19 protein-coding genes are annotated in these 22091 nt (G+C 70.5%); 14 read left to right on the top strand and 5 right to left on the bottom strand.

Annotated elements, in window-relative coordinates; genetic code table 11:
- Positions 1-14 precede the first annotated feature (14 nt).
- The 11 genes from AB0D18_RS38480 to AB0D18_RS38530 all read left to right on the top strand — a co-directional run bounded on the left by AB0D18_RS38480 (position 15) and on the right by AB0D18_RS38530 (position 10542).
- Positions 15-719 carry an SAF domain-containing protein gene (locus AB0D18_RS38480; protein WP_362429960.1) on the top strand — a complete coding sequence of 235 codons (705 nt, stop codon included), beginning with the start codon at positions 15-17 and terminating at the stop codon, positions 717-719.
- Positions 719-1567, top strand: coding sequence for a hypothetical protein (locus tag AB0D18_RS38485; RefSeq protein WP_362429963.1), 849 nt, complete (start codon positions 719-721; stop codon positions 1565-1567). The genes AB0D18_RS38480 and AB0D18_RS38485 overlap by 1 nt, the downstream gene beginning before the upstream one ends.
- Positions 1557-3032 carry an ATPase, T2SS/T4P/T4SS family gene (locus AB0D18_RS38490; RefSeq protein WP_362429966.1) on the top strand — a complete coding sequence of 492 codons (1476 nt, stop codon included), beginning with the start codon at positions 1557-1559 and terminating at the stop codon, positions 3030-3032. Before AB0D18_RS38485 ends, AB0D18_RS38490 begins: the two co-directional genes overlap by 11 nt.
- Entirely contained in the window at positions 3029-3955 is a 927-nt protein-coding gene (locus AB0D18_RS38495) for a type II secretion system F family protein (protein WP_362429969.1), read from the top strand. Before AB0D18_RS38490 ends, AB0D18_RS38495 begins: the two co-directional genes overlap by 4 nt.
- Entirely contained in the window at positions 3952-4830 is an 879-nt protein-coding gene (locus AB0D18_RS38500; protein WP_362429970.1) for a type II secretion system F family protein, read from the top strand. The genes AB0D18_RS38495 and AB0D18_RS38500 overlap by 4 nt, the downstream gene beginning before the upstream one ends.
- A 66-nt stretch (positions 4831-4896) precedes the next feature.
- Positions 4897-5130 carry a hypothetical protein gene (locus tag AB0D18_RS38505; RefSeq protein ID WP_362429973.1) on the top strand — a complete coding sequence of 78 codons (234 nt, stop codon included), beginning with the start codon at positions 4897-4899 and terminating at the stop codon, positions 5128-5130.
- The gene (locus tag AB0D18_RS38510; protein WP_362429976.1) at positions 5127-5528 is read left to right on the top strand and encodes a TadE family protein; all 402 of its coding nucleotides are present in this window, start codon (positions 5127-5129) and stop codon (positions 5526-5528) included. Before AB0D18_RS38505 ends, AB0D18_RS38510 begins: the two co-directional genes overlap by 4 nt.
- A 19-nt stretch (positions 5529-5547) precedes the next feature.
- The gene (locus tag AB0D18_RS38515; RefSeq protein ID WP_362429979.1) at positions 5548-6039 is read left to right on the top strand and encodes a TadE/TadG family type IV pilus assembly protein; all 492 of its coding nucleotides are present in this window, start codon (positions 5548-5550) and stop codon (positions 6037-6039) included.
- A complete protein-coding gene (locus AB0D18_RS38520; protein ID WP_362429982.1) occupies positions 6036-6533 on the top strand; it encodes a hypothetical protein in 498 nt (165 codons plus the stop codon). Before AB0D18_RS38515 ends, AB0D18_RS38520 begins: the two co-directional genes overlap by 4 nt.
- Positions 6530-9883 carry a LysM peptidoglycan-binding domain-containing protein gene (locus AB0D18_RS38525; RefSeq protein WP_362429984.1) on the top strand — a complete coding sequence of 1118 codons (3354 nt, stop codon included), beginning with the start codon at positions 6530-6532 and terminating at the stop codon, positions 9881-9883. The genes AB0D18_RS38520 and AB0D18_RS38525 overlap by 4 nt, the downstream gene beginning before the upstream one ends.
- Positions 9884-10032: 149 nt before the next feature.
- The gene (locus AB0D18_RS38530) at positions 10033-10542 is read left to right on the top strand and encodes a hypothetical protein (protein ID WP_362429987.1); all 510 of its coding nucleotides are present in this window, start codon (positions 10033-10035) and stop codon (positions 10540-10542) included.
- A 128-nt stretch (positions 10543-10670) separates the two neighbouring features.
- Here AB0D18_RS38530 and AB0D18_RS38535 read toward each other — a convergent pair whose 3' ends face one another.
- Entirely contained in the window at positions 10671-10835 is a 165-nt protein-coding gene (locus AB0D18_RS38535; protein ID WP_362429990.1) for a hypothetical protein, read from the bottom strand.
- Between the two features lie 19 nt (positions 10836-10854).
- Between AB0D18_RS38535 and AB0D18_RS38540 the strand changes: the two genes are divergently transcribed.
- Positions 10855-11259 (top strand): hypothetical protein, encoded by a 405-nt coding sequence (locus AB0D18_RS38540; protein ID WP_362429993.1) that lies wholly within the window; start codon positions 10855-10857, stop codon positions 11257-11259.
- Between the two features lie 120 nt (positions 11260-11379).
- Here the strand turns inward: AB0D18_RS38540 and AB0D18_RS38545 are convergent, their stop codons facing one another.
- Positions 11380-12138, bottom strand: a complete 759-nt coding sequence (locus tag AB0D18_RS38545; protein ID WP_362429996.1) for a hypothetical protein — start codon at positions 12136-12138, stop codon at positions 11380-11382.
- 212 nt (positions 12139-12350) lie between these two features.
- Entirely contained in the window at positions 12351-13397 is a 1047-nt protein-coding gene (locus tag AB0D18_RS38550; RefSeq protein ID WP_362429999.1) for a hypothetical protein, read from the bottom strand.
- Between the two features lie 1468 nt (positions 13398-14865).
- On the opposite strand from AB0D18_RS38550, the gene AB0D18_RS38555 reads away from it, so the two are divergent.
- Both AB0D18_RS38555 and AB0D18_RS38560 read left to right on the top strand, forming a co-directional pair.
- Complete coding sequence (locus AB0D18_RS38555) at positions 14866-19392, top strand: SNF2-related protein (protein WP_362430002.1); 4527 nt, start codon at positions 14866-14868, stop codon at positions 19390-19392.
- Complete coding sequence (locus AB0D18_RS38560; RefSeq protein WP_362430005.1) at positions 19389-20300, top strand: hypothetical protein; 912 nt, start codon at positions 19389-19391, stop codon at positions 20298-20300. The genes AB0D18_RS38555 and AB0D18_RS38560 overlap by 4 nt, the downstream gene beginning before the upstream one ends.
- A 145-nt stretch (positions 20301-20445) precedes the next feature.
- Here the strand turns inward: AB0D18_RS38560 and AB0D18_RS38565 are convergent, their stop codons facing one another.
- Both AB0D18_RS38565 and AB0D18_RS38570 read right to left on the bottom strand, forming a co-directional pair.
- Complete coding sequence (locus AB0D18_RS38565) at positions 20446-20832, bottom strand: hypothetical protein (RefSeq protein ID WP_362430008.1); 387 nt, start codon at positions 20830-20832, stop codon at positions 20446-20448.
- Positions 20833-21660: 828 nt separating this feature from the next.
- On the bottom strand, positions 21661-21846 hold the full coding sequence (locus AB0D18_RS38570) for a hypothetical protein (RefSeq protein ID WP_362430011.1): 186 nt from the start codon (positions 21844-21846) through the stop codon (positions 21661-21663).
- Positions 21847-22091: the final 245 nt, after the last annotated feature.

Genomic DNA, 22091 nt, shown 5'->3' on the forward strand with positions numbered 1-22091 from the left:
GAGGCAGTACGGACGTGAGCAAGACAGCAACGACGCCACCGGTGGCGGTGCCCGCACAGCAGACCCCGCCGCCCGCGGTGGCAGTGGGCTTCAAGGCCCGCAGACGCCGCCCGGCAATGGCCGCCCTGGGGGTGGCGCTGATCGCGGCGGGCGGGCTCGGCGGGTTCCTCGCCTACCAGGAGACCGGCCACCGCACCCCAGTCCTGGCGGCCGCCCGCGAGGTCCAGGCCGGGGACACCATCAAGGAATCCGACCTGGTGGTCGCGTCGGTGGCCCTGGACCCGGCGCTCAAGCCGGTGCTGGCCTCCGAGCGCTCAAAGATCGTGGGCAAGCGGGCGGCGGCCGCGCTGCTGCCCGGCGCGCTGCTCGCGCAGGGCCAGGTCACCGACCGGGCCCTGGTGCGGCCCGGCGAGCAGCTGGTCGGGATCGGGCTGAAGAGTGCGCAGCTCCCGGCGAGCCGGCTGTCCCCCGGCGACACGGTCTACGTGGTCTCCACCCCGTCCGATGCGGAGCAGGCGGCGGCGCCGGGGGCGAAGGGACCGGCTCCCCGGACGCCGAAGACGGTGCAGGCGCGGGTGGTGCGGGTCGGGGACAGGGCGGTGCACACCGGGGACGTGGTGATCGATGTGGCGGTGCCCGCCGCGGACGGCCCGTCCCTGGCGGCGCAGGCCGCGACCGGGCGTGTCGCGCTGACGCTGGACGCGGGGGGTGCGTCCTGATGGCGGTCACTGCACTGGTCGGCGCCCCGGGCGCCCCGGGGGTCACCAGCAGTGCGCTCGCACTGCTGCGGACCTGGCCGCTGGAGGAGAACTGGCGGGTGCTGCTGGCGGAGTGCGACCCCGACGGCGGGGCGATCCTGCCCGGCACGCTCCAGGGACGGCTGCCCGCCGACCGGGGGCTGCGGCACCTGGCGGTGTCTTCCCGGCTCCAGGGCCAGGATCTGGTCGCCGCGTTCTGGACCCAGCTGATCGCCCTGTCCGAGCCGGGCGACCCGGCGGGGGCACGGCGGCGCCTACTGCTGCCGGGGCTGACCGACCCGGCGCAGGCCGCGAGCCTGACCGCGGTGTGGGCGCAGCTCGCCGACTTGTTCGCGGCGATCGAGGCCCACCAGCACGATGTGCTTGTGGACTTGGGCCGCTCGGGCGCGTTCGGCCCGTCCGGAATGCTGGCCTTGAAGGCGGACACGGTGCTGGTGGTGGTGCGCGGCACGCTGCGCGGGCTGCACTCCGCATCTTCACGGGTGGCCGCGCTGCGCCGGCGGATGGAGGGCGAGGGCGGGCGCGGGACGTCCGGGCTCGGCATCCTCCTGATCACCGAAGGCGCCTACTCGGCTCGCGAGGTCGAACAGGAGCTGGAGGCACCGGTGGTGATGACGCTGCCGTACGCACCGAAGGACGCGGCGGTGCTGTCCGACGGGGCTCCGGAGGGGGCGAAGTTCGGGCGCGGAGAGTTGATGCGCGCGGCCCGCTCCGGGGCGGCCGCAGTGCGGGGTCAGGGTGCCTCGCGGCGGCCGCGGATCACCTCCCCGCTTCACCAGAAGCTGCGCGAGGTGACCGGTGGACGCTGAACCCCTCTACCCCGAGCCGTTCCGCATTCCCGAGGCCCGCCCTGCCGCTGCGGGCAGTGCTGGCGCGCCCGGCGGTGTCGGAGGCGGTGTGCCGCAGGCGCGGATCGACTACCAGGCCGCCCTGGAACTCAAGCGCCGGGTGTCCGAGCAGCTGCTCGCCGAGCACAAGCACAATCCTGCCCTGGTCGGCGGGGTGCGCGAGCAGCGCGGCCGGGCGCTGATCAACGAGCAGGTCACGGTGTGGGCGGATGCCGCCGCGCACCGGGCGGGCGGCATCCAGCCGGCCGAGGAACAGGCCCTGGCCAGCATGGTGTTCGACATGCTGTTCCGGGCCGGGCGCCTCCAGCGCTACCTGGACGATGCGCGGGTCGACAACATCTACATCAACGGACACGACAACGTGACCCTGGACTACGGCGACGGCCGCCCGGTGCCGGTGGAGCCGGTGGCCGACTCCGAGGACGAGCTCAAGGAGCTGCTGCGGGACCTGGCCCGTACCAGCGGGCAGAGCGAGCGCACCCTGTCGACGGCGAATCCGATGCTGGCGCTGCGGCTGGCCGACGGCTCCCGGCTCCAGGCCCTGTCCGACGAGATCACCGGCGAGCGGACCTTCGTGACGATCCGCCGTCACCGGGTGCAGAACGCCGTGTTGAAGGACCTGATCGGGTACGGCACCCTCGATGACACCCTGGCCGCCTTCCTGGCCGCGTGTGTGCGCGGGCAGCGCAACATGATGATCGTCGGGGAGCAGGGGTCCGGCAAGACGTCCCTGCTGCGCGCGCTGCTGCGGGAAATCCCTGCTCACGAGCGGTTCGGGACGTTGGAGACCGAGTTCGAGCTGTGGGCGCACCGCAATGGGCACCACACGCAGGTGGTGCCGATGGAGGCGCGGGAGTCCAACGGCGAGCGGGTCGACGGCCGGGCGGCCGGTGAGATCACGCTGATGGATCTCATGCACAAGGCGATGCGGATGTCCCTGACGCGGATCGTGGTCGGTGAGGTCCGCGGCCCGGAGATCACCGCGATGATGCAGGCTCTGACCAACGGGCGCCCCGGGAACCTGTGCACCATGCACGCCTCGTCGCCGTACGTGGTGTTCGACCGCATCGCGGAGCTGTACCTGCTGGCCCAGGGCAACTTCTCCGAGACCCTGGCCTATCGGCAGATCGCCAACGGCCTGCACTTCATTGTGTTCGTCGAAGTCGACACCACCCGTACCAGGAAGCGCCGGTACGTCTCGCACGTACTGGAGATCACCGGCATCGGCGAAGGCGGGCGCCCCGCGTTCAACACCGTCTTCGGGCCCCCGGTCACCGGGGAGGGCTGGGAGATGCCCGAGGCGCGTGCCGTGCCGCGCACCCCGCCCACCCCCACCACCCTGCGCAAGCTCGAAGCCGCCGGATTCGACACCCAGCTGCTGCACCAGCACGCCGTGGCCCCGTGGCCCCAGGGGGCCGCCGTATGAGCGGAATGCTGTGGTGGGCGTTGTGCGGCGCCCTGCTGGCCGGTGGGCTGCTGGCCGTGGTGCTGGGGGCGGTCGGTACGACGCAGCCGAAGCACCTCGGCATCGCGGCCCGGTGGCGGGTGCGGGTACGTGCTTCCGCCGGCAGCCGGGGGGCGGTGCGCTACCGGGTGCTGCTCCCGGCGGCCGGGACGGTATTCGTCGCGGTGTGGCTGCTGTCCGGGGTGTTCATGGCCGCCCTGCTGCTGGGCGGGGCCGTGGTCGGGGTGCCATGGCTGCTCACCCCGACCGCATCCACGAAGGCCCGGATCTCCAAGCTGGAGGGACTGGCGGACTGGGCGCAGCGACTGGCCGATGTCCTGCATCTCGGGTTCGGGATGGAGCAGGCGCTGGTTACCGGGCGGAAGAACCCTCCCCCGGCGCTGGTGCGGGAGGTCACGGACTTGGCGGACAAGCTCCAGGCCGGATGGACCGCCGAGGAAGCGCTGCGGGACTTCGCGGACGAGCTGGACGACATCACTGCGGACAAGGTCTGTGCCTCGCTGGCACTGTCGGCCAGGGACTCGGGCCCAGGCCTGGCGCAGGCGCTGGAGGACCTGGCTGCGTCCGTCCGCGAGGAGATCGCCTCCCGGCGGAAGATCGAGGCGGACCGGGAGAAGGCCCGTACCGCGGTGCGGTGGATGACCCTCATCACGGTCGCCCTCGTGCCGTGCGGATTCCTGGTACCCGACTACACCGCTCCCTACGCCACGTTCGTCGGGCAGCTGGTCATGGCGCTGCTGGGGATGGCGTTCGTCGGGGTGCTGCTGTGGATGCGGTCGCTGGCCACCCACCGGCCCGTCGCCCGCTTCTTGATCGCCGACCCGCGCAGCCGGGTCAAACAGGCCCAGCAGGAGACGACGGCGGAAGCGGTGAGGGTGCGATGAGCGTGACCGGAATCCTGGTGCTGTGCGGGGGCACCGCCGGGCTGGGGGCCGCCCTGCTGGCCCATGAACTCGTCCCCGCGCCCCCGAAGTTGGGCCCTGCGCTGCGGCGGCTGAATCCGCCGCCCGTCCGGCCGGGCCAGTCCGCGCAGCAGTCCGTGTCGGAAAGCCGGTGGGAACGGTTCGCCGAGCGCGCCCCGGGGCCGTTCCCGCGCGCGGACCTGGACCTGCTCCAGCAGTCCACGGAGACGTTCTTCGTCCAGAAGATCGCATTCGCGCTCGCCGGGCTGCTGCTGCCACTGGTCATCGTGGGGGCATGGTCCCTGATGGGCCTGGGCGTGCCGTTCTTCATCCCCGGAGCGCTGGGCCTGGTGGCCGCGGGAGCCCTGTGGTTCGTGCCCGACTGGCACGTCCACGACCAGGCCGAAAAGGCGCGGACCGAATTCGCCCACGCCACCGCCGCGTTCCTGGAACTCGTCGCGCTGAGAATGCGCTCGCACGTCGGCGCCGCCACCGCCCTGGACGAAGCCGCCGCCGTCGGCCGCGGCTGGGCGTACCTGCGCATCCAGGAGGCCCTGGCACGGGCCAAGTCCGAGAAGGTCTCCCCCTGGCAGGCCGTCGAGGACCTCGGCACCCAACTGCGGCTGCCGGTGCTGGCGGACACCGCCGACATCATGCGCCGCTCCAGCGACGACGGCGCCGCCGTGTACGCCACGCTCCGCGCCCGTGCGGCCAGCCTGCGCACCGAACTCCTCACCGACGAGGCTGCCAACGCCAACGCCAACAGCGAAAAGATGTCCGCCCCCGGCGCTCTGCTCGCCACGGTCGTGATGTTCGCCCTCGCGTTCCCCGGGGTGATGAGCATCTTCGCCCTGTAGGCGCGTCCCGGCCCGATCACCCCGTTCACCACTGCTGTGAACCACCACGTTCAAGGGAGAGAAACCATGAGAAGGATCCTGCTGAAGACCACCGTCCGCGCGCAGGCCGCCACACTGCAGTTCCGCACCCACCTGGAAGAGGTACACCAGCGCGCCACCGAGGACGGTGACCGCGGGGAAGCCCCGATCCCGACCGTCATCATCGTCCTCGCCTCCATCGCCGGAGCCTTGCTCATCGGTGGCGTCCTCGCGGCCGTGTACGCGAAGTGGGGCGGCAAGCTGGGCGTGGGAGCGGAGTGACCGTACGCCTGCGCCCGCCCCGAGATGACCGAGGCATCTCCGCGATCCAGACCGCGATCATCATGCCGATCGTGCTGACGGTGTTCGTCGCCGCCCTGCAAGCCGCCCTGTGGGGGTACGCCCGCAACCTCGCGCAGTCCGCCGCCCGCGAGGGCGTCAGCGCGGGCCGGCTGTACGGGGCGGGACCCGGGGCGGGGGCGGCACAGGCCCGCAGCCACCTGGACCGCAACGCCGGGAACAACCTCACCGGCCGGGCGGTGTCCACGGCGGGCAGCGGCCCCGATCTGATCCGCATCACGGTCACCGGGCGCGCCCAGTCACTGATCCCCGGCATTCCCGACTTGCCGGTCACCGCCGAAGCCTCCGGAGAAGCCGAGCGCTGGACGCTCCCCAACTAGCATGACGAGAAGGCAGGGCATGAACACACGGGCATACAGGGGCTGGTGGAGCCGTTGGCGGGCCGCCCGCACCGGCGCTGCGGGCGCCGACCGCGGCAGTGCGGCGGTCGAGGCCGTGGTGGTGGTCCCCGTACTGCTCGCGTTCGGGCTGCTTTTCGTGGCCGCCGCCCGCCTGGCGATGGCCGGGCAGGCCGTCGACGCGGCGTCCGAACACGCCGCCCGCGCCGCCTCGCTGGCCCGCACCGTCGGCACAGCGCAGAGCGAGGCACAGCGGGCGGCCGCCCAGTCACTGACCGCCGAGGGCCAACCGTGCACGGCCACCACCGTGCAGGCCGACACCCAGGGCCTCGCGGCGGCCGTCGGTGAAGCCGCCACCGTCACCGTCACCGTGTCCTGCACCGTCCCCCTCGGTGACCTCTTCTTCTTCGGTGGTGGCCCCGGAGTACGCACCCTGAACAGCAAATTCACGTCCGTGGTGGACGCCTACCGGCAGCGGGAGGGACAGAAATGATCAACCTTCTCAAGGTCACCGCATCGCGCCTGCGCGCCCGGCTGGTGTGCCGGTACGCGGGAGCGGGCGCCGACCGGGGCAGCATCGCGATCTTCGTGGCGATCGTGACCGTGCCACTGCTGCTGCTCGGCGGGCTGCTGGTGGTCGACGCCGCCGGGAAGCTCCGCGCTGCCGAACGGGCCGACGCCGTCGCGATCGAGGCCGCCCGCGCCGCAGCGCAGGCCATCGACGGGGCCGCCGCCCTCGGCGAGGGGAGGGTGGCCGCCGACCCGCAGACCGCCACCGCGGCCGCGCACGCCTACCTCGCACGGGCCGGAGTCACCGGGACGGTCAGCATCGGGGGCGGCGGGACCCGTATCGAGGTGACCGTCGCCGACACCTACGCGACGAAGTTCATGAGCATGGCCGGAGTCGCTTCCCTGGCAGTCAGCGGGCACGGCCAGGCCACCCTGCTCCACGGCGTGCTCACTCCCCAGGAAGGCAACCAGCCATGACCTCCACCGCTCCCGCCCGCCCTCGCACCCGGCGGGGGCCCCTGGCCGTGGTGCGCGCCCTGCTCTGCCTGCTGGCCGTGCTGCTCCTGGTGGGCGGGCTGCCGGTACTGCTGTGGCACGCGAGTACCGCCGTCTGGGCCCCCGGCATCGAGGCGCTGACCCATCTGCTGACCCGTCAGGACACCACCGCGGTCTTCCTCCTGGCCCTGACCCTGTTCGGCTGGGCCGGGTGGGCCGCGTTCGTTCTGTCGCTGGCCGTCGAGGTGCCCGCACAGCTGCGGGGGCTGCGCGCCCCGCGCCTTGTGGGGCTCGGTGCCGGGCAGCGGGCCGCGGCCACCCTGGTCGGCGGGATCTTGCTCCTGCTGCCCGCCGGGACCGCGTTCGCCGCCCCGGCACAGGCTGCTCCCCTCACGGTCACCGCACCGCAGTCGCCCCAGGCCGCACCCGCCGATGCCGCCCAGGGGGCGAAGGCGGCGGCCACGGCCGAGCAGGCGCCGACGTACACGGTGCGCGAGAGCCGGCCCGCGGAAAGCTTGTGGTCGATTGCCGAAACCCAGTTGGGTAACGGCGCCCGGTACACGGAGATCGCCGACCTGAACCAGGGCCGGACGATGAGCGACGGGCAGACCTTCAACGCGAACGCGCCGATCCAGCCCGGTTGGAAGCTGCGGATGCCCGCACCGGCCCCATCCCCCCAGGCGCCCGCACCGGACCCGCACGGCGGTACCGCCCGGACGAGCACCTCGTACACGGTGGTGGCCGGGGACACCCTCACCGGTATCGCCGAGGAGCAGCTCGGTGACGCCGACGAGTACGACGCACTCTTCGCCGCGAACAAGGGCACGCCCCTGCCCGGCGGGGGCACCTTCACCGACCCCGACCAGATCGACGTCGGCCAGCACCTGACCCTGCCCGCCGCACCGGCCAGCCCCGGCACCGCGAAACCACCGCAGCAGCCCAAGGAGAAGGAACAGGCGAAGCCGGAGAGACCCGGACCGGACCGGGCGCGGCCGGCCCCGAGCGAGGACAGCACACCCGCGCCCGCCCCGCCCGCGCCTGCGAATCCCGCGCCCGCGAAGCCGTCCGCTGCTGTTCCTCAGCCCTCAAAGCCTGTGCCCGCGAAACCGTCCGCGGTACCCAGCACGCCGTCCTCCCCTGCTCCGTCCGCGACGCCCGACCGCGAAGCCGAGGTGCCCGTGCCGCCCGCGAAGACTCCCGCCCCGACCGCCACGACCCCGCCTCCGGCCGCTCCATCGGGGGCCGCCTCCCCCGCTTCACCAGGGCTGGACTTGCAGACCGTAGCGGGCACCGGGGCGCTGCTGGCCGGGTCGGCGGTGACCGCACTCGCGCTCAAGCGGCTGCTCCAGCGGCGGCGCCGCAAGCCCGGTCAGAGCGTCACCGTGACCGAGACCAGCACCTCGGAGCAGGCACTCGCGGCAGCGGCCGCGCAGGCCAGCCCGGACCGGCTCGACCACGCCCTGCGCGCCCTCGCCCACCGGGCCGCCAGCACCAAGAGCCCGGTGCCGGTGCTGCGGGCGGCAAGCGTCGGCTCCCGCACGGTGGCCGTGCTGCCCGACGACCTGTCCGCCGAGCCCGCCTGGCCGTTCGAGGCGGGGACGGGCGGCTGGTGGGAGCTGCCCGTGCGCGCCGACCTGCCCGAGGAGGCCCGCGGCACGGTGCCGCCGTGCCCGGGGCTGGTCACGCTCGGCTCCCGCCCGGGGGGCAGTCTCCTGCTGCTGAACCTGCCGCCGACCCGGCATCTGCTGCTGGAGGGCAGCACCCCGCACATCGAGGAAGTGGGCACCTCCCTGGCGCTGGAGCTGAGCTCCAGCCCGTGGGCCGCCAACTCTGAAGTGCTGGTGGTCGGGTTCGGCGCGGAGCTGCCCAGGCTGCTGCCGACCACCCGCATCCGGTACGTCGAGCAGGCTGCGCACGCAGTGCGCGATCTCGCCGAGCGGGCGATCGAAACACACCAGGACGCCGAGGACGCCCCAGCCCGCCCGTGGATACTGATCATCGCCGGGTCGCTGACCAGCGACGACGCATGGGCGCTGGCCGACGCGCTAGACAAGGCCCGCAACGTGCCAGCCTGTGTAGTGCTGCCCGCCAGTGCCCGCGCGCACTTCCCCGACGCCGACGTCCTGAACGCCGACCTCGATGACACCCAGCCCCAGCAACTCCCGTCCCTGGGGCTGGAGGTGCTCCTCCAGCGGATGGAGCCCGCCGCCTACCAGGACATCCTGAGCGCGCTCGCCACCGCCGAACAGCCCGCACAGGACGCCAACGGGGCCTGGGCGCACGTCCCCGGCGAAACCTCCTCCGCCCCCACACCGGCCCCGAAGACAGAGGTGATGAACGGCACGCCGATGACCCTCGGCTCCGGCGCCATCGAGACGACACCGGGGCCGGGGGTATTCCCCTCGCTGCTCGCCGCCGTACACGATCCCGCCGTTGTCCCCACTGCCATGACCCCGGCACCGGCGCCGGACAACACCACCGGCCCCATCGCCGTGCCCGAACCGGCCGCACGTCCGGCCGAGCCGGCCGCCGCCGAGACGGGCACCCCGAAAGCCTCCGCCGCAGGCCCCGGGGCGGCCACGGGCGACGGCGCCCAAGACGGCGCCGAGGTCGGGACGGTGCGCCTGCGGGTGCTGGGGGCCATCGAGGTGGCCGGCCTGAGCACCAGCGGGCACGGACCCAAGTTGGCCCAGCTCGCCGCCCTGCTGCACTTCAGGCCCGGCCGCGACGCCGCCAGCATCTGCGAGGCCATGGACCCGCTCACCCCGTGGAGCAACAGCACTCTGATGACCCGTCTGACCGGGCTGCGCAGCCAGCTGGGCTCCGCCCCCGACGGCGCCCCGTACGTCCCGCGCCGCAAGGCCGGTGACCCCTACGCCCTGCACCCCGAGTTCCCCTGCGACTGGCACAGATTCCTGGCGCTCGCCGAGCGGGGACTGACCGACGGTGCCGTGGCGCTGCTCGACGAGGCACTCTCCCTGGTCCGCGGCCGCCCTCTCGGCACTCATCCGCCGGCCTGGGCCTACGCCCTCCAGCAAGAGATGATCACCAAGATCGTCGATGTCGCCCACGCCAGCGCCCACCACCACACGCAACACCGCTCTCCCACCAACGCCCGCCGCGCACTCGACGTCGGCCTCGAAGTCGACGAGAGCGCCGAACTCCTCTACCGCGACCTGCTCCGCCTGGAACACGCACAGGGCAACCGGGCCGGATTCCACACCGCCGTCGCCCTCCTGCAGACGGTCAACCGCACCCTGGACGTCTCGATGGACCCCGAGACTGAACACCTCATCACCGAACTCCTGGCCGCCCCCGCGCCCCCGGCGTAGGTCTAGGTTCCGCGGTTTCGTGAGCATTTCAGTGCGCTCACTCTGACGTTTCCCGACGGCGGCCCGGTCGCCGAGTTCATGCTGCATATCCACGACGACGGCACGGCCGGCTGGCGCTGGCACGACGAGTCCTTCGACACGGTGAACCCGTGACGGCCTGGGTTCGCTGCTTCTGGGACGAGGAAGCCGTCCAGTTCTACTTCGAGCTGGACGCCGATGGCTATGTGATCCGGCAAGTCGAGTTGCAGGAGCCCGGAAGCAAGGCTCTGACCGCTGCCTCGCTGGCCGAGTGGCAAGAAGCCCAAAGAGACGGTTGGTCAGCTGAACACGAGAGCGTCTACGGTCTGACCGCCGAACCACCCATCTCCGAGTGGGAAGGGCACGACCCGCAGGCGTTGTCGGCCGATGAGTTCGAGATCGTTTGGTCGACTGCCCGCAGTGAACTTCAGGATCGTCAGCGACGCCCTCTTCCTGAGCACATCCACTACTGCGGGTTCCGACCAGGAATCTGCCATCTTCAACGCGAAACCGACCGTCAAGCGCCTCGCCAACCTGACAAGGTCCTGCTCAGGCGGCATCTCACCCTCGCCGTGATCCATGAGACACACCAATCGCACCGCCCACCCGTCTTCGCGACGCCTCGTCGCTGCCCCCAGTAAGTCGCGGTTGAACCTGTCACCCTGCAGGTCCACGGCCTCGCCCCTGCAAGATCTAATGAGCCGGAACACACACCGCCGCGCTGTCACGGGGAAGGTCGGGCGGAGCGGGCCTCATCCCGGCGGACTGCCTACTCGTCCCACGGAATCGGGCCGGAGCGCAGCTCCCAGCCTGCCGCGTCGAAGGCCTCCTGCGTGGTGGCCCGGTGGAACTGCCGCACGCACTCGTCGAAGCGCCACTGCTCCATGAAACTTTCAACGGCTGCCAGCCATGGTGAAGGGAAAGTGCTGAGCATTCCGGTCATCATGGACGCTATGACTGACACAGAGGTCCCGGACTTCGACGTCGTGGTGACGTTCTCCGCCGCCGCGCATGCGGTCATCGTTGAACATGCGGCCGAACTCGACGTTCCCGTCGCGGCCTACATTCACCAGGCCGCTACACGGCGGTCGCGGGACGGGCAGGCCAAACGCGAACTCATGCGGCAAGCCGCTGACGGCGCCGTGCTGGGCATGCCGACAGTGGCTGACCTTCTCGACGAACTGGGGGAGCCTGACGTGCTTACCGACCAGGAGAGGGAGGCCCGGGCCCGGGCGGCGGCCCGGGAATTGGGCATCGAGTACACCGAGGAGGTCCGGGCCCTGGGCCAGGCCCTCTGGGACAAGATCAGAAGCCACCACAGCTCTGGTGAGGAGCGTGAGGGGAGTAAGCCGAGGTGAACGTTCCACCCCGAAAACCTGAGGTCGCCTGCCCAAAGGGGCTGAAGGGGCTGAATTTCAGGCAACTGTCTTCGGCGGTGGAGTAGCCCCCTTTGTGAGGGCGTGTCACAGCCGCAGGCTTCACCGGTGAATCGGTTCGGGCGACTCCTCCATCGTGTCCCTGGTGCACAGATGTCCTGACGGGCAGGCTGGGCAGCCCTTCACGTCCATCCAGCCGGATGCGAGGACGGCAGCAAAGAGCTCCTGGGCCCGCTTCGCGTCCACATGCCCACCCATCTGTTCACAGAAATGCTCAACGGTCGCCTCGTCGTCTGCGGCCTCGCAGGAGCGGAGATAGCCTAACGCGGCGAACTCCTCCGCCGTCAGTTCCGTCACGGCACCGTTCGGCATGCAGGTTTTCGGTCCCGCATCCTCGGGTCCGTCGTCCACGAACACCCATGGCTCGCCGGGGTGTTCGGGTCTGCGGGCGACCAGGCGGCCGATCGGTGTGTCCTCGACCAGTTCCACGAGCAGGGCACCCACCGCGTGCAGGGAGTGGACGCTCTCGCGCACCTGATCCGCACCCACCGGCCCTGCAGAGAGCCTCCGGGCCGCGGGGAACATCGAGGCCGCCTCGTCCAGCGGCACCATGATCCCGCCGTCACCCCGCCGCAGCGGCAAGAAGCCGGAGTCGAGGGCCATGTCCAGCAGCACTGCGGCCTTCGGCACCCGGCCGGCGTACGGCTTCGCGAGCCGGGCAAGCCGCTCCATGAAGTCGAGCGCATCGGCGTCGATCCGAGGGTCACTGGCTGCCAACGAGGTGTCCATCCCCTCTTCGACGTGGAACCACTCCTCGTACAGGGCGCCGGGCGGCTCCAGCTGATCGAGGGAATATTTCACCGCAGCACCCCGTCCCCTGCGCGGCCTCCCGATCTTCCGACGTCCCATTTCGATCTCCTTCGTTCGAACCAGAGTTGAGCCGGGACACCCCGGCAAGCCCGAGACGCCCGACGCCGACGCCGCAGACACTGGCGGACACGTCGGCCACCGCACCGGCAGAAGCGCCGATAGATCGCCCGCGTGGAACCGCACGTGTCAGATCGATTGCCGGGCTACGCCCCGGCGGGTACTGCGGAGGCCGCACTGCGCGCCTTGGGCAGCACGATCCCCTGGGCCTGAGCTGCCGGTCCCGGGCGGAGGGTCCACGGCACCGTGCCGGTGTCCGTCAGCCACCCATTCGCCAACAGCCGTTTCACGGCGAAGCCGCGCAGCGGCCCCTTCAGCCCCCAGCCCAGGCCCGCGCACAACTGGGCGTACGAGGGGCCGTGGCCGTGTTCGTTCCGGAAGGCGACGGTGAATCCGGCGGCCTGCGGACCGCGATCTGGGTGGGCGTCCTTCCACTCGCCGTAGGCATTCTTGACGGCCTGGGAGAAGAAGTGGGAGTGGACGACGCCGGTGAAGGCATCTGCGACGCATTCCACCGGGCGGGCACACACGGCGCAGTGCTCTACGGCCTCGACGTGGCGTCGAAGGGCGGGGGCGGCCGTGCTCTTCCACTGTTCCCACGCGACAGCATCGAACTGGGGCTCGACGGTTGCGGTCTTGAGGGACCGTTCCTCCGCAGTGGGGCGGCGCCGCCCCGACAGGTGCTGAACCGCAGGGGCCAGGAGGTATCGGTTCTCGGAGAACTCGGTCAGGAAGCCTTTCTGCAGAAGCTCCGGCAGAGAGGCGCGACAGGGAGCAGGAAGGTCCGGCGGGATCTGTCCGAGGAGCTTGGAGGTGCTGTGGGCGGCGAGGAACAGGCTGGCTAGCCGTGCTGCGGGAGACAGCTTCTTGACCAGTTTGGCGGACACGGACCGTGTGGTCCATCCGGACACCCGTGAGCGGGCCTGTTTCCCGAAGGGAAGAGGGTGGTCATTCTCCCGGGCCAGGGCGGGAACGGTGACCGGGACCGGCGTCGACGGATCACCGTCGAAGAGCGCGTCGTTCAACTGCCAGCCCAGGCTGCGCAAGGCGTTAATTGCTCCCCGCGGATCACTGAGCTTCAGGCCGGACAGATCCTGCCCGGTGAGGTTGGCGGCACCACTACGCGCGGCCCGGATGGCTACCACCGTAGCGATCAGTTGAGCGTCGGGGCCGGGCAGGGGCAATGAAGCCACGTAGCTCAACAACGTGCGGGCTGCTTCCCCTTGTGCGGGCGTCAGGAGGAATGGCAGGGCCGTTGGCTCACTGGCCGGGGAGGTGCTGATCTTGTTGAGGCTGGATGCAGTCTGCGGCACGGCGCGTTCAACGCTCGGCACGGGCCCTGGTTACGCTCCCTGCGCCATCTGGCTATCCGTCGCCTCTGCCCGCCCGGACCGGTGCGGAGACGGACGCGGAGGACCCGGTAGAAGCACTGGCCGGGGTCAGGGACCGAACGTCCGCCCGGCGTACACCGCTTTCAGCCGAATTCCGGCTACGGTGCGTGTGCAGCGCTTTGGCGCTGATTCTTGGCAGTGTGGGCGGTGTCGGCGTGTGCGTCACATCGGCATCGCCGCGCTGCGGTACAACTTCCCTCCCATGGCGAGGACTACCCCCACCGAGGCCGGCAAGCGTGATCGCGCGCAGGCGTAACGGCGCTGCCCTGCGCGTCGGGATCTCCGCCCAAGAGGTAGAGGAAGCCTTCCGACTCCTGCAGCACGTGCCGACCCCCGGGACCCGCCAGTTGCGGGACAAGTTCGCCGCCGTTCTGCGTCCAGTTTGCAACTGGGCTTCGTCCCGCACGGCGCCGTACTCCAGCTATCCAGCCTGGGGCCCTGCGGGGTATTTGTTTCCGCGCCGAGGGCGCGCTGCGTCGAACACCAGTGGCCGCTGCCTGCCGGGACCGCAGGTCCCTCCCCGGACCGGTGCGTGACGCTGGACACGGAACTTGAGGACTCGCGCTGGGTGCGCTACTCCGGCGGGCTGCGATGCCCGTTCGACCGCCGCGCGGGAAGCGACCGGTGCGCTCATCACGATCCGCGCGACAATGAACGGTGTGGGCACACTGTGGAGGGCGGCGCCATTTGCACGACCCCGCAGAGAGTGTTCGCGTGCCCAGACCACCGGGATGCGCAACTCACGGTCTCCACGCGCCAGCTCGAACAACTGCCCTTGATCCTGGGCTGCGGTCAATGCGGTGCTACCTCGGGCCAGAGCTGCACCAGCAAGAGCGGCCGGGCGGTCGCGTTCCACGCGTCAGCGCCAGCAAGGACTTGGCGAAGCTCGAGGTGCTGTCCGACACGATCGAGTGGCTGAGCTTGTGAGCGGGCCCATGACGCCCGTTCTCCTCCCGCACGCATCGGCCCCTCTGCCGGAACAACGACATGGATGGCGACGCGACGTGCGCCCGTCCTCCTGACAGGTGAATCGCGCCATCTTGAACTTCCCTCCCCCGAACGAGTGGGTCTCCGCAGCCGCCTCCGAGTGTTCCTGACGGTCCGTCACGCGTAAGGATCCTGGTCAGCGGCTTCTCGCCGACGGCTCTGGCGGGCCTTGCGCACGGGACCTTGAGCATGGAAGTGCTGGTTTGCTGGCAATCACCCTATTTCTGATTATTTTCCCCTGAAGGTTGCGATGGCCACTGTTCCGTCGGATTCCGCTGTCCGCGTGCCACGTCCCGCATCCGGTTCCCGTGTTGCCCTGGAGTCGGTCGATCCGCATGTCTTCTCCCGACTGTTGGAGGCAGCGTGGGCGAATCGCCACTTGCCGCCCGAGGTCGCAGCGGAGGCCGCCGCACGCGGAGGGTCCGGCCGCCTGAGCATCAAGGATCTGCGGCTGCTGTTGATGCGGGCCGCGTCGCTCTCCTCTGCCCAAGCAGCCGTCTGTGGCGCGTGGGCGATCGTTTCGGCCCGCCCCGAGCTGGCCACGTCCGTGCTCCATGCGCACTGTCAGGACATTGACGCCGCGTCGGCCTTCGTGATCCGCGAGGTGCCTGGTGCGAATCCAGCGCTTTTCAGCGCTCAGGCCGGCTGGCGGGAGCCGGGTGTGAGTGCGCACGGTGCCGTGGTGACGCGCCCCAGCCGCAAGGCTGCCCACCAGTGCGCGGCCGTGAGCCTGCTCGGTCACCTCTGCGGAACCGAACCGGTGGAGCAGGACAGCACCCTGACCGGATGGGCGCCCGCCGGCCGCTTCTCCTCAGCGTCGCCGCCCACCCAGGCCCGGGACACGTCCTTCCCGGCGCGCCTTCAACATGCCCTGGAACGCGCTCAGATCGCGCCCGCTGAAGTGGCGGAGATCGTGTTGCGGATCAACTCAGGTGAACTGATTCCGCGCGACCTGCACGCTGTTCTGTTCACCGCCCGCGCTGCAGCATGGCTGCCAGCTCGCGAGGCGGCCCTGGCTGCGGCGTGCGATCCCGGCATCGCGGTGGCCGTACTGACTCTGCACCAGTCCCTGCGCCATGCAGCGACACCCTCCTATACGGAAGAGGTGCGCAAGAGGGAGCCCGGGCAGCAGCTTTTTCGGTCGCGGGCCACCTGCATGATCGACGGAGAGGAGATCAGCGAGCTCGGTTCATTGCGCAACAACAAGCGGCAGGCGCGCGGAGCGGCCGCTCACCGGCTGCTGGCTCGCCTGGCCGACCTGCCGGTGCAGGCACCGCCGCCGATCCACGGTGTGGGGACACGCCCGGCGGCAGACAGTAGCCCCGCGCAGGAGACGGATCCGCAGGAACAGCTGGAGGTCCTGGTCGCGTCGGGTGCGATCAGCGGGCTCGTCTTCAAGGGTGCGCCCGGCATCACGGGTCTGGAGCCGCTGTTCGTGTCCGTCGCCGCCTGTGAGCACCGAGGTGAGCTGCTCTCCGTCACCGAGCGGGGGCTGGGCCGCTCCAGTACCCGCTTGTCGGCCGCGCGCGAACTGCTGGTCGCTGTCCAGCGCGCCATGAAGGCAGGCCGCGGTCCGCGTATGGGCCGCATCCCAGTGCCTGAACTCGGCGGCAAGAACCCGCTGATGCTCCTGAACGAGCTCAAACAGACCGGCAAGATCAGCAAGTTGAAGATCGAGGATCCCGAGCAGGATTCCGCCGGATTCGTTGCCCGTATCTCCTGCATGGTGCACGCGGAATGGCTGGAGACCCTTGGTCAGGGGACCAACAAGCGCGAAGCGCAACGTCAAGCCGCTGAGGCAATGGTCGAGAAACTGGCCACCCCCCAAGCGGGACAGGACCGCGCCCAGAGTGCGCCCACCACGCTGGGCCCGGCGGCCGCGGCAGTCAGTACGGGATCCATCGGCGGGCACCGCAATCCGGCCGGACCCCTCGCCGGCCGCGAGGAGGCGGCAGCCGCCGAGGACACGCTCGTCGAGCTGCTGCAGCAGGACACAGAACTCACCATCGATCTGCAGGACGGCGCAGGCCGCTTCCTGCTCTACCGGGCAGACGGGCTCCCGTTGGCGGCCGTCTGCCACAAGCCGATCAGGCGCTGCACTGCCGACCTCGTCCTGCCCGGCCAGGACCTCGCGGTCGGCCCCCGCCCGGTGCAGTGCTGGCAGGTGCCCGTGCGGCTGCTGGCCAACGCCCTGGCCCGTACCTCCGACGGCACCAAAACCGCCCCATCCGTCCAGCTGTGGCATCAGACAATCCGACTGGGACTCACCGTGGTAGCCGACGGCCGGGTCTACCCGACGCTGGACAGCAACGGCGCCGATGTGTGGCGCCTGGGCCCGCTCAACGCACGCGAGCGGCAGCGCGCCGGGCAGCTGCGGCAGGCCCTGGTGCCTCCCGCGCACTGCGGGACCGCCACCGACACCCGGCCCTACCTCATGTGGGCGCCGCGTGTCGCGATCCGCGCCGGACTCGACGCCATCGCCGAGGCGATGCTGCGCGGCCCTGGCACCTCAGCGGTCCTGGGACACGCCCCGTTCACTGCCCCCGTCCCGCAGCAGCAGAACAGTTCCGCTCTGCACCAGTGGGCCGATCGTGCCGAGGACGAACGCGCCGAGGCGCCAACCGTGGACCTGAAGCTGTCCGTACAGGCCCCGACGAAGGGCAGCCCTCACGACACGGAACTGCTGTGGGCCGAACTCCTGGTCGCCCAGCCCACCGCGGAGAGCCGTAAGCAGCAATTGTTCCGCCCGCTCACGCAGTCCGCCGGGGACGACGCTCTGGTGGGGCACGTCCGCCGACGGCTGCGGCGTGTCGCCGAGGTGTGGGCGCCCGCCGGGCGGCTCCTCGAGTGTCCGGTGCCCGACCGGCTCACGCTGCTTGCCAACGAGGCCGTCCTGCTGCTGGGCGCCGCCCGCGACCGACTGGAGCGGGCGGGCCTGAGCGTGTCCTGGCACCAGCAGTGGAACAACCGGCTGCGCACTCGCGCTGTGGTCGGCCCACGACCCGACGCGCCGGCGGCTGTTCCCCGTCCGCGGTTCTCACTCGACGAGGTCCTGGACGGCCGGTGGCAGATGTCGCTCGGCGACGACGACCTTTCGGACCAGGAGATGGACGGCCTCGCCCAGACGCCACGGCCGCTGGCCCTGGTGAAGGGCCAGTGGGTGATGGTCGATGAAGACACCGCCCGCCGTGCCGCCGACCGCCGCATCGGACCGATCTCCTCGGACCAGGCCCTGCGCGCGTCCTTGACCGGGCACCTCGACGTCGACGGACATGTTGTGCCCTGCGAGCCGACGGCCGCGCTCGCCGACCTCGTGGACTTCCTGCGCACCGGCTCCCGCACGACCCACGTCCCCGCGCCGGACGCCTTGCAGGCGACGATGCGCGACTACCAGCATCTGGGCCTGGCCTGGCTGGCGAACACCACCGGCGCGGGCTTCGGCGCGCTGCTCGCCGACGACATGGGCCTGGGCAAGACCCTGATGGCGCTGGCGCTGCACCTGCACCGCCGGGAAGCTGACTCCGGTGCCATCGGGCCGACGCTGGTCGTCTGCCCGGCCTCCGTCGTCATCAACTGGGAACGGGAAGTCCACCGGTTCGCCCCGACCGTGCCGACCCTGCGCTACCTGGGAGCCGACCGCACCCTCGAAGACGCCACCTCCCGCACCATCGTCATCACGAGCTACGAGACGCTCCGCCGCGACGCTGACCTGCTGGCGCTGCTGCACTTCGACTTGGTCATCGCCGACGAAGCCCAGATGGTCAAGAACCACCGCACCGCCACCGCCCGCGCCCTGCGCCGCATCAAGGCCGCCGCCCGGGTAGCCCTGACCGGCACCCCGGTCGAGAACAACCTCACCGAGGCCTGGGCGCTCATGGACTGGCTCAACCCCGGCCTGTTCGGCACCGAACGCATCTTCCGCGACCAGTTCGCCCGCCCCATCGAGGACAACCTCGCCGACACCGAGCGCACCACCCGGCTGTGCGGCCTCATGAGCGCGTTCATGCTGCGCCGCCGCAAGAGCGATGCGGGCATCCTGACCGAGTTGCCGCCCAAGGACATCCGGCCACGCATCGTCGGCCTCAGCGACGAGCAGATCCAGCTCTACCAACAGACCGCCGACGACACCCTCCAGGCGCTCCGTGACGCCCAAGGCGTACACCGCAAGGGCCTGTTGCTCGAGTTGTTCAACAAGCTGCAGCAGATCTGCAACTCACCCGCCCAGTACCTCAATGACTCCCTGGAAGACGACGGCTACGACCCCGAGCAGGCGGCATCCCGCTCCGGCAAGATCAGCGCGCTCGACGACCTGCTGCCCACCCTGACCGCCCCCGACGAATCCACGCTGATCTTCACCCGGTACCGGGCCATGGCCAAGCTCCTCGTACAGCACCTGCGCGGCCACGGCCACGCCCCGCTCTACTACAGCGGCGACATCCCCTCCGTCCGTGAACGTCAGCGCATCATCGACACCTTCCAGGCCCGCTCCGGTCAGCTCATGGTGATGACGGTCAAGGCCGGAGGCACCGGCCTCACCCTCACCCAGGCCAGCCACGTCGTGCTCTTCGACCGCCCCTGGAACCCGGCCAAGGAGAACCAGGCCATCGACCGCGCCCACCGCTTGGGCCAGCAGCGCACCGTCACCGTGCACCCGCTCATCACGGAGAACACCCTGGAAGACCGCGTCGACGAACTCCTCCACCACAAGCGAGCCCTCGCCGACGCGGTGCTCGCTGACGGCTACTCCGCCCTCACCGAACTGACCGACGACCAGATCATCGACCTGATCGCCCTAGGAGCACAGAGATGACCTCGAACGCGTGGGCCACCCACACCTGGGAAACGCTCCTGCGGGCCGCCCTCAACGACGAAGCTCTCTGGCTCGCCGGTCACAATGACCTGTCCGCAGGCGGCCTCACCCACCTCACCCTCGAACCCGGCCGTGCATACGCCACCGCCACCGACCGCCACCACACCACACCAGCACACCCGAACGTCGCCATGGCGGTGTTCACCGAGGCCCAGAGAACAACCTGGCAGTCCGCCGCCCCCACCTGCGGCCACCGCCAAGCCATCCGTACCGGCAAATTCCCCGAATGCCTGAGCAACCCGGTTCACACCGGCGGCGTACCCACCCAGCCCGCACCCGAAGAGATCACGTTCAGCTGCGACTGTGGAACCTCACCGTGCCGCCACATCGCGACCCTCTCCCACGCCGTCTCTGCACGCCTGGCCGCCCGCCCCGCCGACTTCTCCGTATTGCGCGGACTGCCCGAACAGCCGCCGCAGCAAAGTTCCGACGCCAGCACGGACCAGCCGGTCACCGCCACCCGCACGACGCCAGGCGGAAAGGTCCACACCCCGGCCCACCACGCATGGGCGTGGTATCGCGAATGCGCCAAACCACCTCTGCTGCCCACGTACACAGTCGAGTTGGCCGACAGCCCCGAACCAGACCTCCAAAAGCAAGCGGCCCCTCCCGCGCCCGCACCAGAACCGGAGCAGATCCAGGCACTCGTCCATGACGCTGCAACCCAGGCACGGGCACACCTGCGCGACGCCACTCGGCTGGACTGCGCACGGCACAAGGACGTACTCCGCCTGGCGGCCACGGTTCCCGGAGTCCGGCTTCCCGAGGTGGCCGAGCACCTTGGCATCGACATCGCCGATCTACGAGAACAGATCTCCGCGTACACACCGACCGCACTGCGGGGCTAAGCAGACACTCCACGGCGGCGTAGGCCGGAGCAAGCGAGTCGCCCCGGCCTACTGCTGGCCCCAGATTTTCCAGGACATCCCCTCGCACCGAACACAGCAAACGCAGCGCAGTCGTCCAGTTCATTGCCCGCGAATCTTTAGAGCATCACGGGAACGCACCAGAGGGCCCGCCGCGCCCACCCAGGTCCGTGGTGAGGATCGCGGACCGCGAGGGGTGTTGGCGGGGCGGGGCGAAGCCTGGGCCGGAGTAGTTGGCCACATCCATGACGGCCTGGATCCGGGAGCTGATGTGACGGGTGGATCCGCGCATAGGACGCATGTTCCACGCCTTGCCCAGTGCGATGAGCGCGGCCGAATAGGGATCACGGGAAAAGCCCGCCACCGTGTCGGCTGCGGTCAGGGGGTCCTCGGCGAAGACGGTACGGGCGGCGGTCCGGATCACGGCCGCGTGGACCAGCACGGGCAGGGACCGCCGTTCCGGGGTGGTGAAGTGGCGTCCCGCCGTGCCTTCGTGGGCCTGGGTAAAGGCCACGAACGCTGTCGGCTCCAGTACGCGATCCAGACATCTTTGGACCTGCACGATCTCCGACTCGGGCTGTCGTGACAGTTGCCTCCGCAGCCAAAACAGTCGCTCACCTGGGTGCTGGGTCTGCTCTTTGCCGTGACCGTCAGAGGCTGTTCACAGGAAGAGATTGCTCATGCCAGACCGTTGTGAAGTCGTCCGGCAGCAGGGAGAACCGGACGAGGCGCCAGTAATCATCTTCCTCGTCCGTGCGACACCGGCCATGTCCGCCCCACGTGTCCGTGCGGTGCACGGCACGGTGATCACATGCACCCGCGATACCTTCCGGCGCTCCTGGCCGTCACCCTGCCGATCCTGTGCGTCTGCGCGGTGGGATGCGTGGCGGTGCCTGCCTCCCCCGCACGGCCCGCTCCTCCCGCCCAACGCCCACAGATCGCCTACACCGTCCCGGTCTGGCCGACTCCGGCTGAGCCGTCCGCCCTCACCACCCTGCAACCCGCCGGCACTCCTCCGCGCCCACCCGCTTCTACTCGCCCGGCAACCAGGCCTGTTGAGCCGGAGCGGGTGGCACCCGGCCCGCACAGGGACCGGTCGCAGGCGCCGCGCCGCCGAACAGCGGCTCCCGCACCTCGCGCGCCGCACGAGCGCGCCCATGTTCCCCGGCGGGCACCCGCCCGGACCGCACCTCGGAAGGCGCCCGTCGCGCCGAAGCCCGCGAAGCGCAAGCGGTACGAGTACGACGCGGGTTTCGTGTGCGAGTGGGGCTCCGGGGCCGGGCTGGATCCGGCCACGGTCGCCGCGTGCCGCCGACAGCACGGGTGACCGTCGGGGTGTTGGCTACAGGCTGGCCAGGTACGCGCGTACGGGTCCGGCTAGTTCGGCGTAGAAGTCGGTGCGGTCCTGCGCCTGAAGGACTTGGGCGCACACCGTCAGCAGACCGGTGCGGGCTTCCCGCCTGTCCAGGACGGGGGCCAGTTTCACCCGTACGAGGGTGGCCGTCTCCGGGACGAGCAGTGCGTACACGTACAGGGTGGCCGCGTCGTAGCCGTACGGGGCGATCGTTATCTAGATCTCATATCGATAAGTGCAGCTCAGGCGTGGGCTCTTGGGAGAGGGACGTGAGGTCGGCGTCGTCAACATCAAGGACCAACTTCCGTGCGGGTCATCGCGGTCCCGTCGAGGTGCGCTTGAGGGCCAGGGCGGCGAACGCCCCCGAGCTGCTGCGCCGCCGGCTCGGCGACCGGAGCTGGCAGGGCGCGCACATCGCG

The organism is Streptomyces sp. NPDC048442, from assembly GCF_040651475.1.
GTDB lineage: Bacteria > Actinomycetota > Actinomycetes > Streptomycetales > Streptomycetaceae > Streptomyces.

Bases quoted from the DNA above. Each gene is read 5' to 3' on its own strand.
- AB0D18_RS38560 (WP_362430005.1), top strand. From the start codon at position 19,389: ATGACCTCGAACGCGTGGGCCACCCACACCTGGGAAACGCTCCTGCGG.
- AB0D18_RS38535 (WP_362429990.1), bottom strand. From the start codon at position 10,835: ATGCTCAGCACTTTCCCTTCACCATGGCTGGCAGCCGTTGAAAGTTTC.
- AB0D18_RS38500 (WP_362429970.1), top strand. From the start codon at position 3,952: ATGAGCGTGACCGGAATCCTGGTGCTGTGCGGGGGCACCGCCGGGCTG.
- AB0D18_RS38540 (WP_362429993.1), top strand. From the start codon at position 10,855: ATGACTGACACAGAGGTCCCGGACTTCGACGTCGTGGTGACGTTCTCC.
- AB0D18_RS38505 (WP_362429973.1), top strand. From the start codon at position 4,897: ATGAGAAGGATCCTGCTGAAGACCACCGTCCGCGCGCAGGCCGCCACA.
- AB0D18_RS38525 (WP_362429984.1), top strand. From the start codon at position 6,530: ATGACCTCCACCGCTCCCGCCCGCCCTCGCACCCGGCGGGGGCCCCTG.
- AB0D18_RS38485 (WP_362429963.1), top strand. From the start codon at position 719: ATGGCGGTCACTGCACTGGTCGGCGCCCCGGGCGCCCCGGGGGTCACC.
- AB0D18_RS38520 (WP_362429982.1), top strand. From the start codon at position 6,036: ATGATCAACCTTCTCAAGGTCACCGCATCGCGCCTGCGCGCCCGGCTG.
- AB0D18_RS38495 (WP_362429969.1), top strand. From the start codon at position 3,029: ATGAGCGGAATGCTGTGGTGGGCGTTGTGCGGCGCCCTGCTGGCCGGT.
- AB0D18_RS38515 (WP_362429979.1), top strand. From the start codon at position 5,548: ATGAACACACGGGCATACAGGGGCTGGTGGAGCCGTTGGCGGGCCGCC.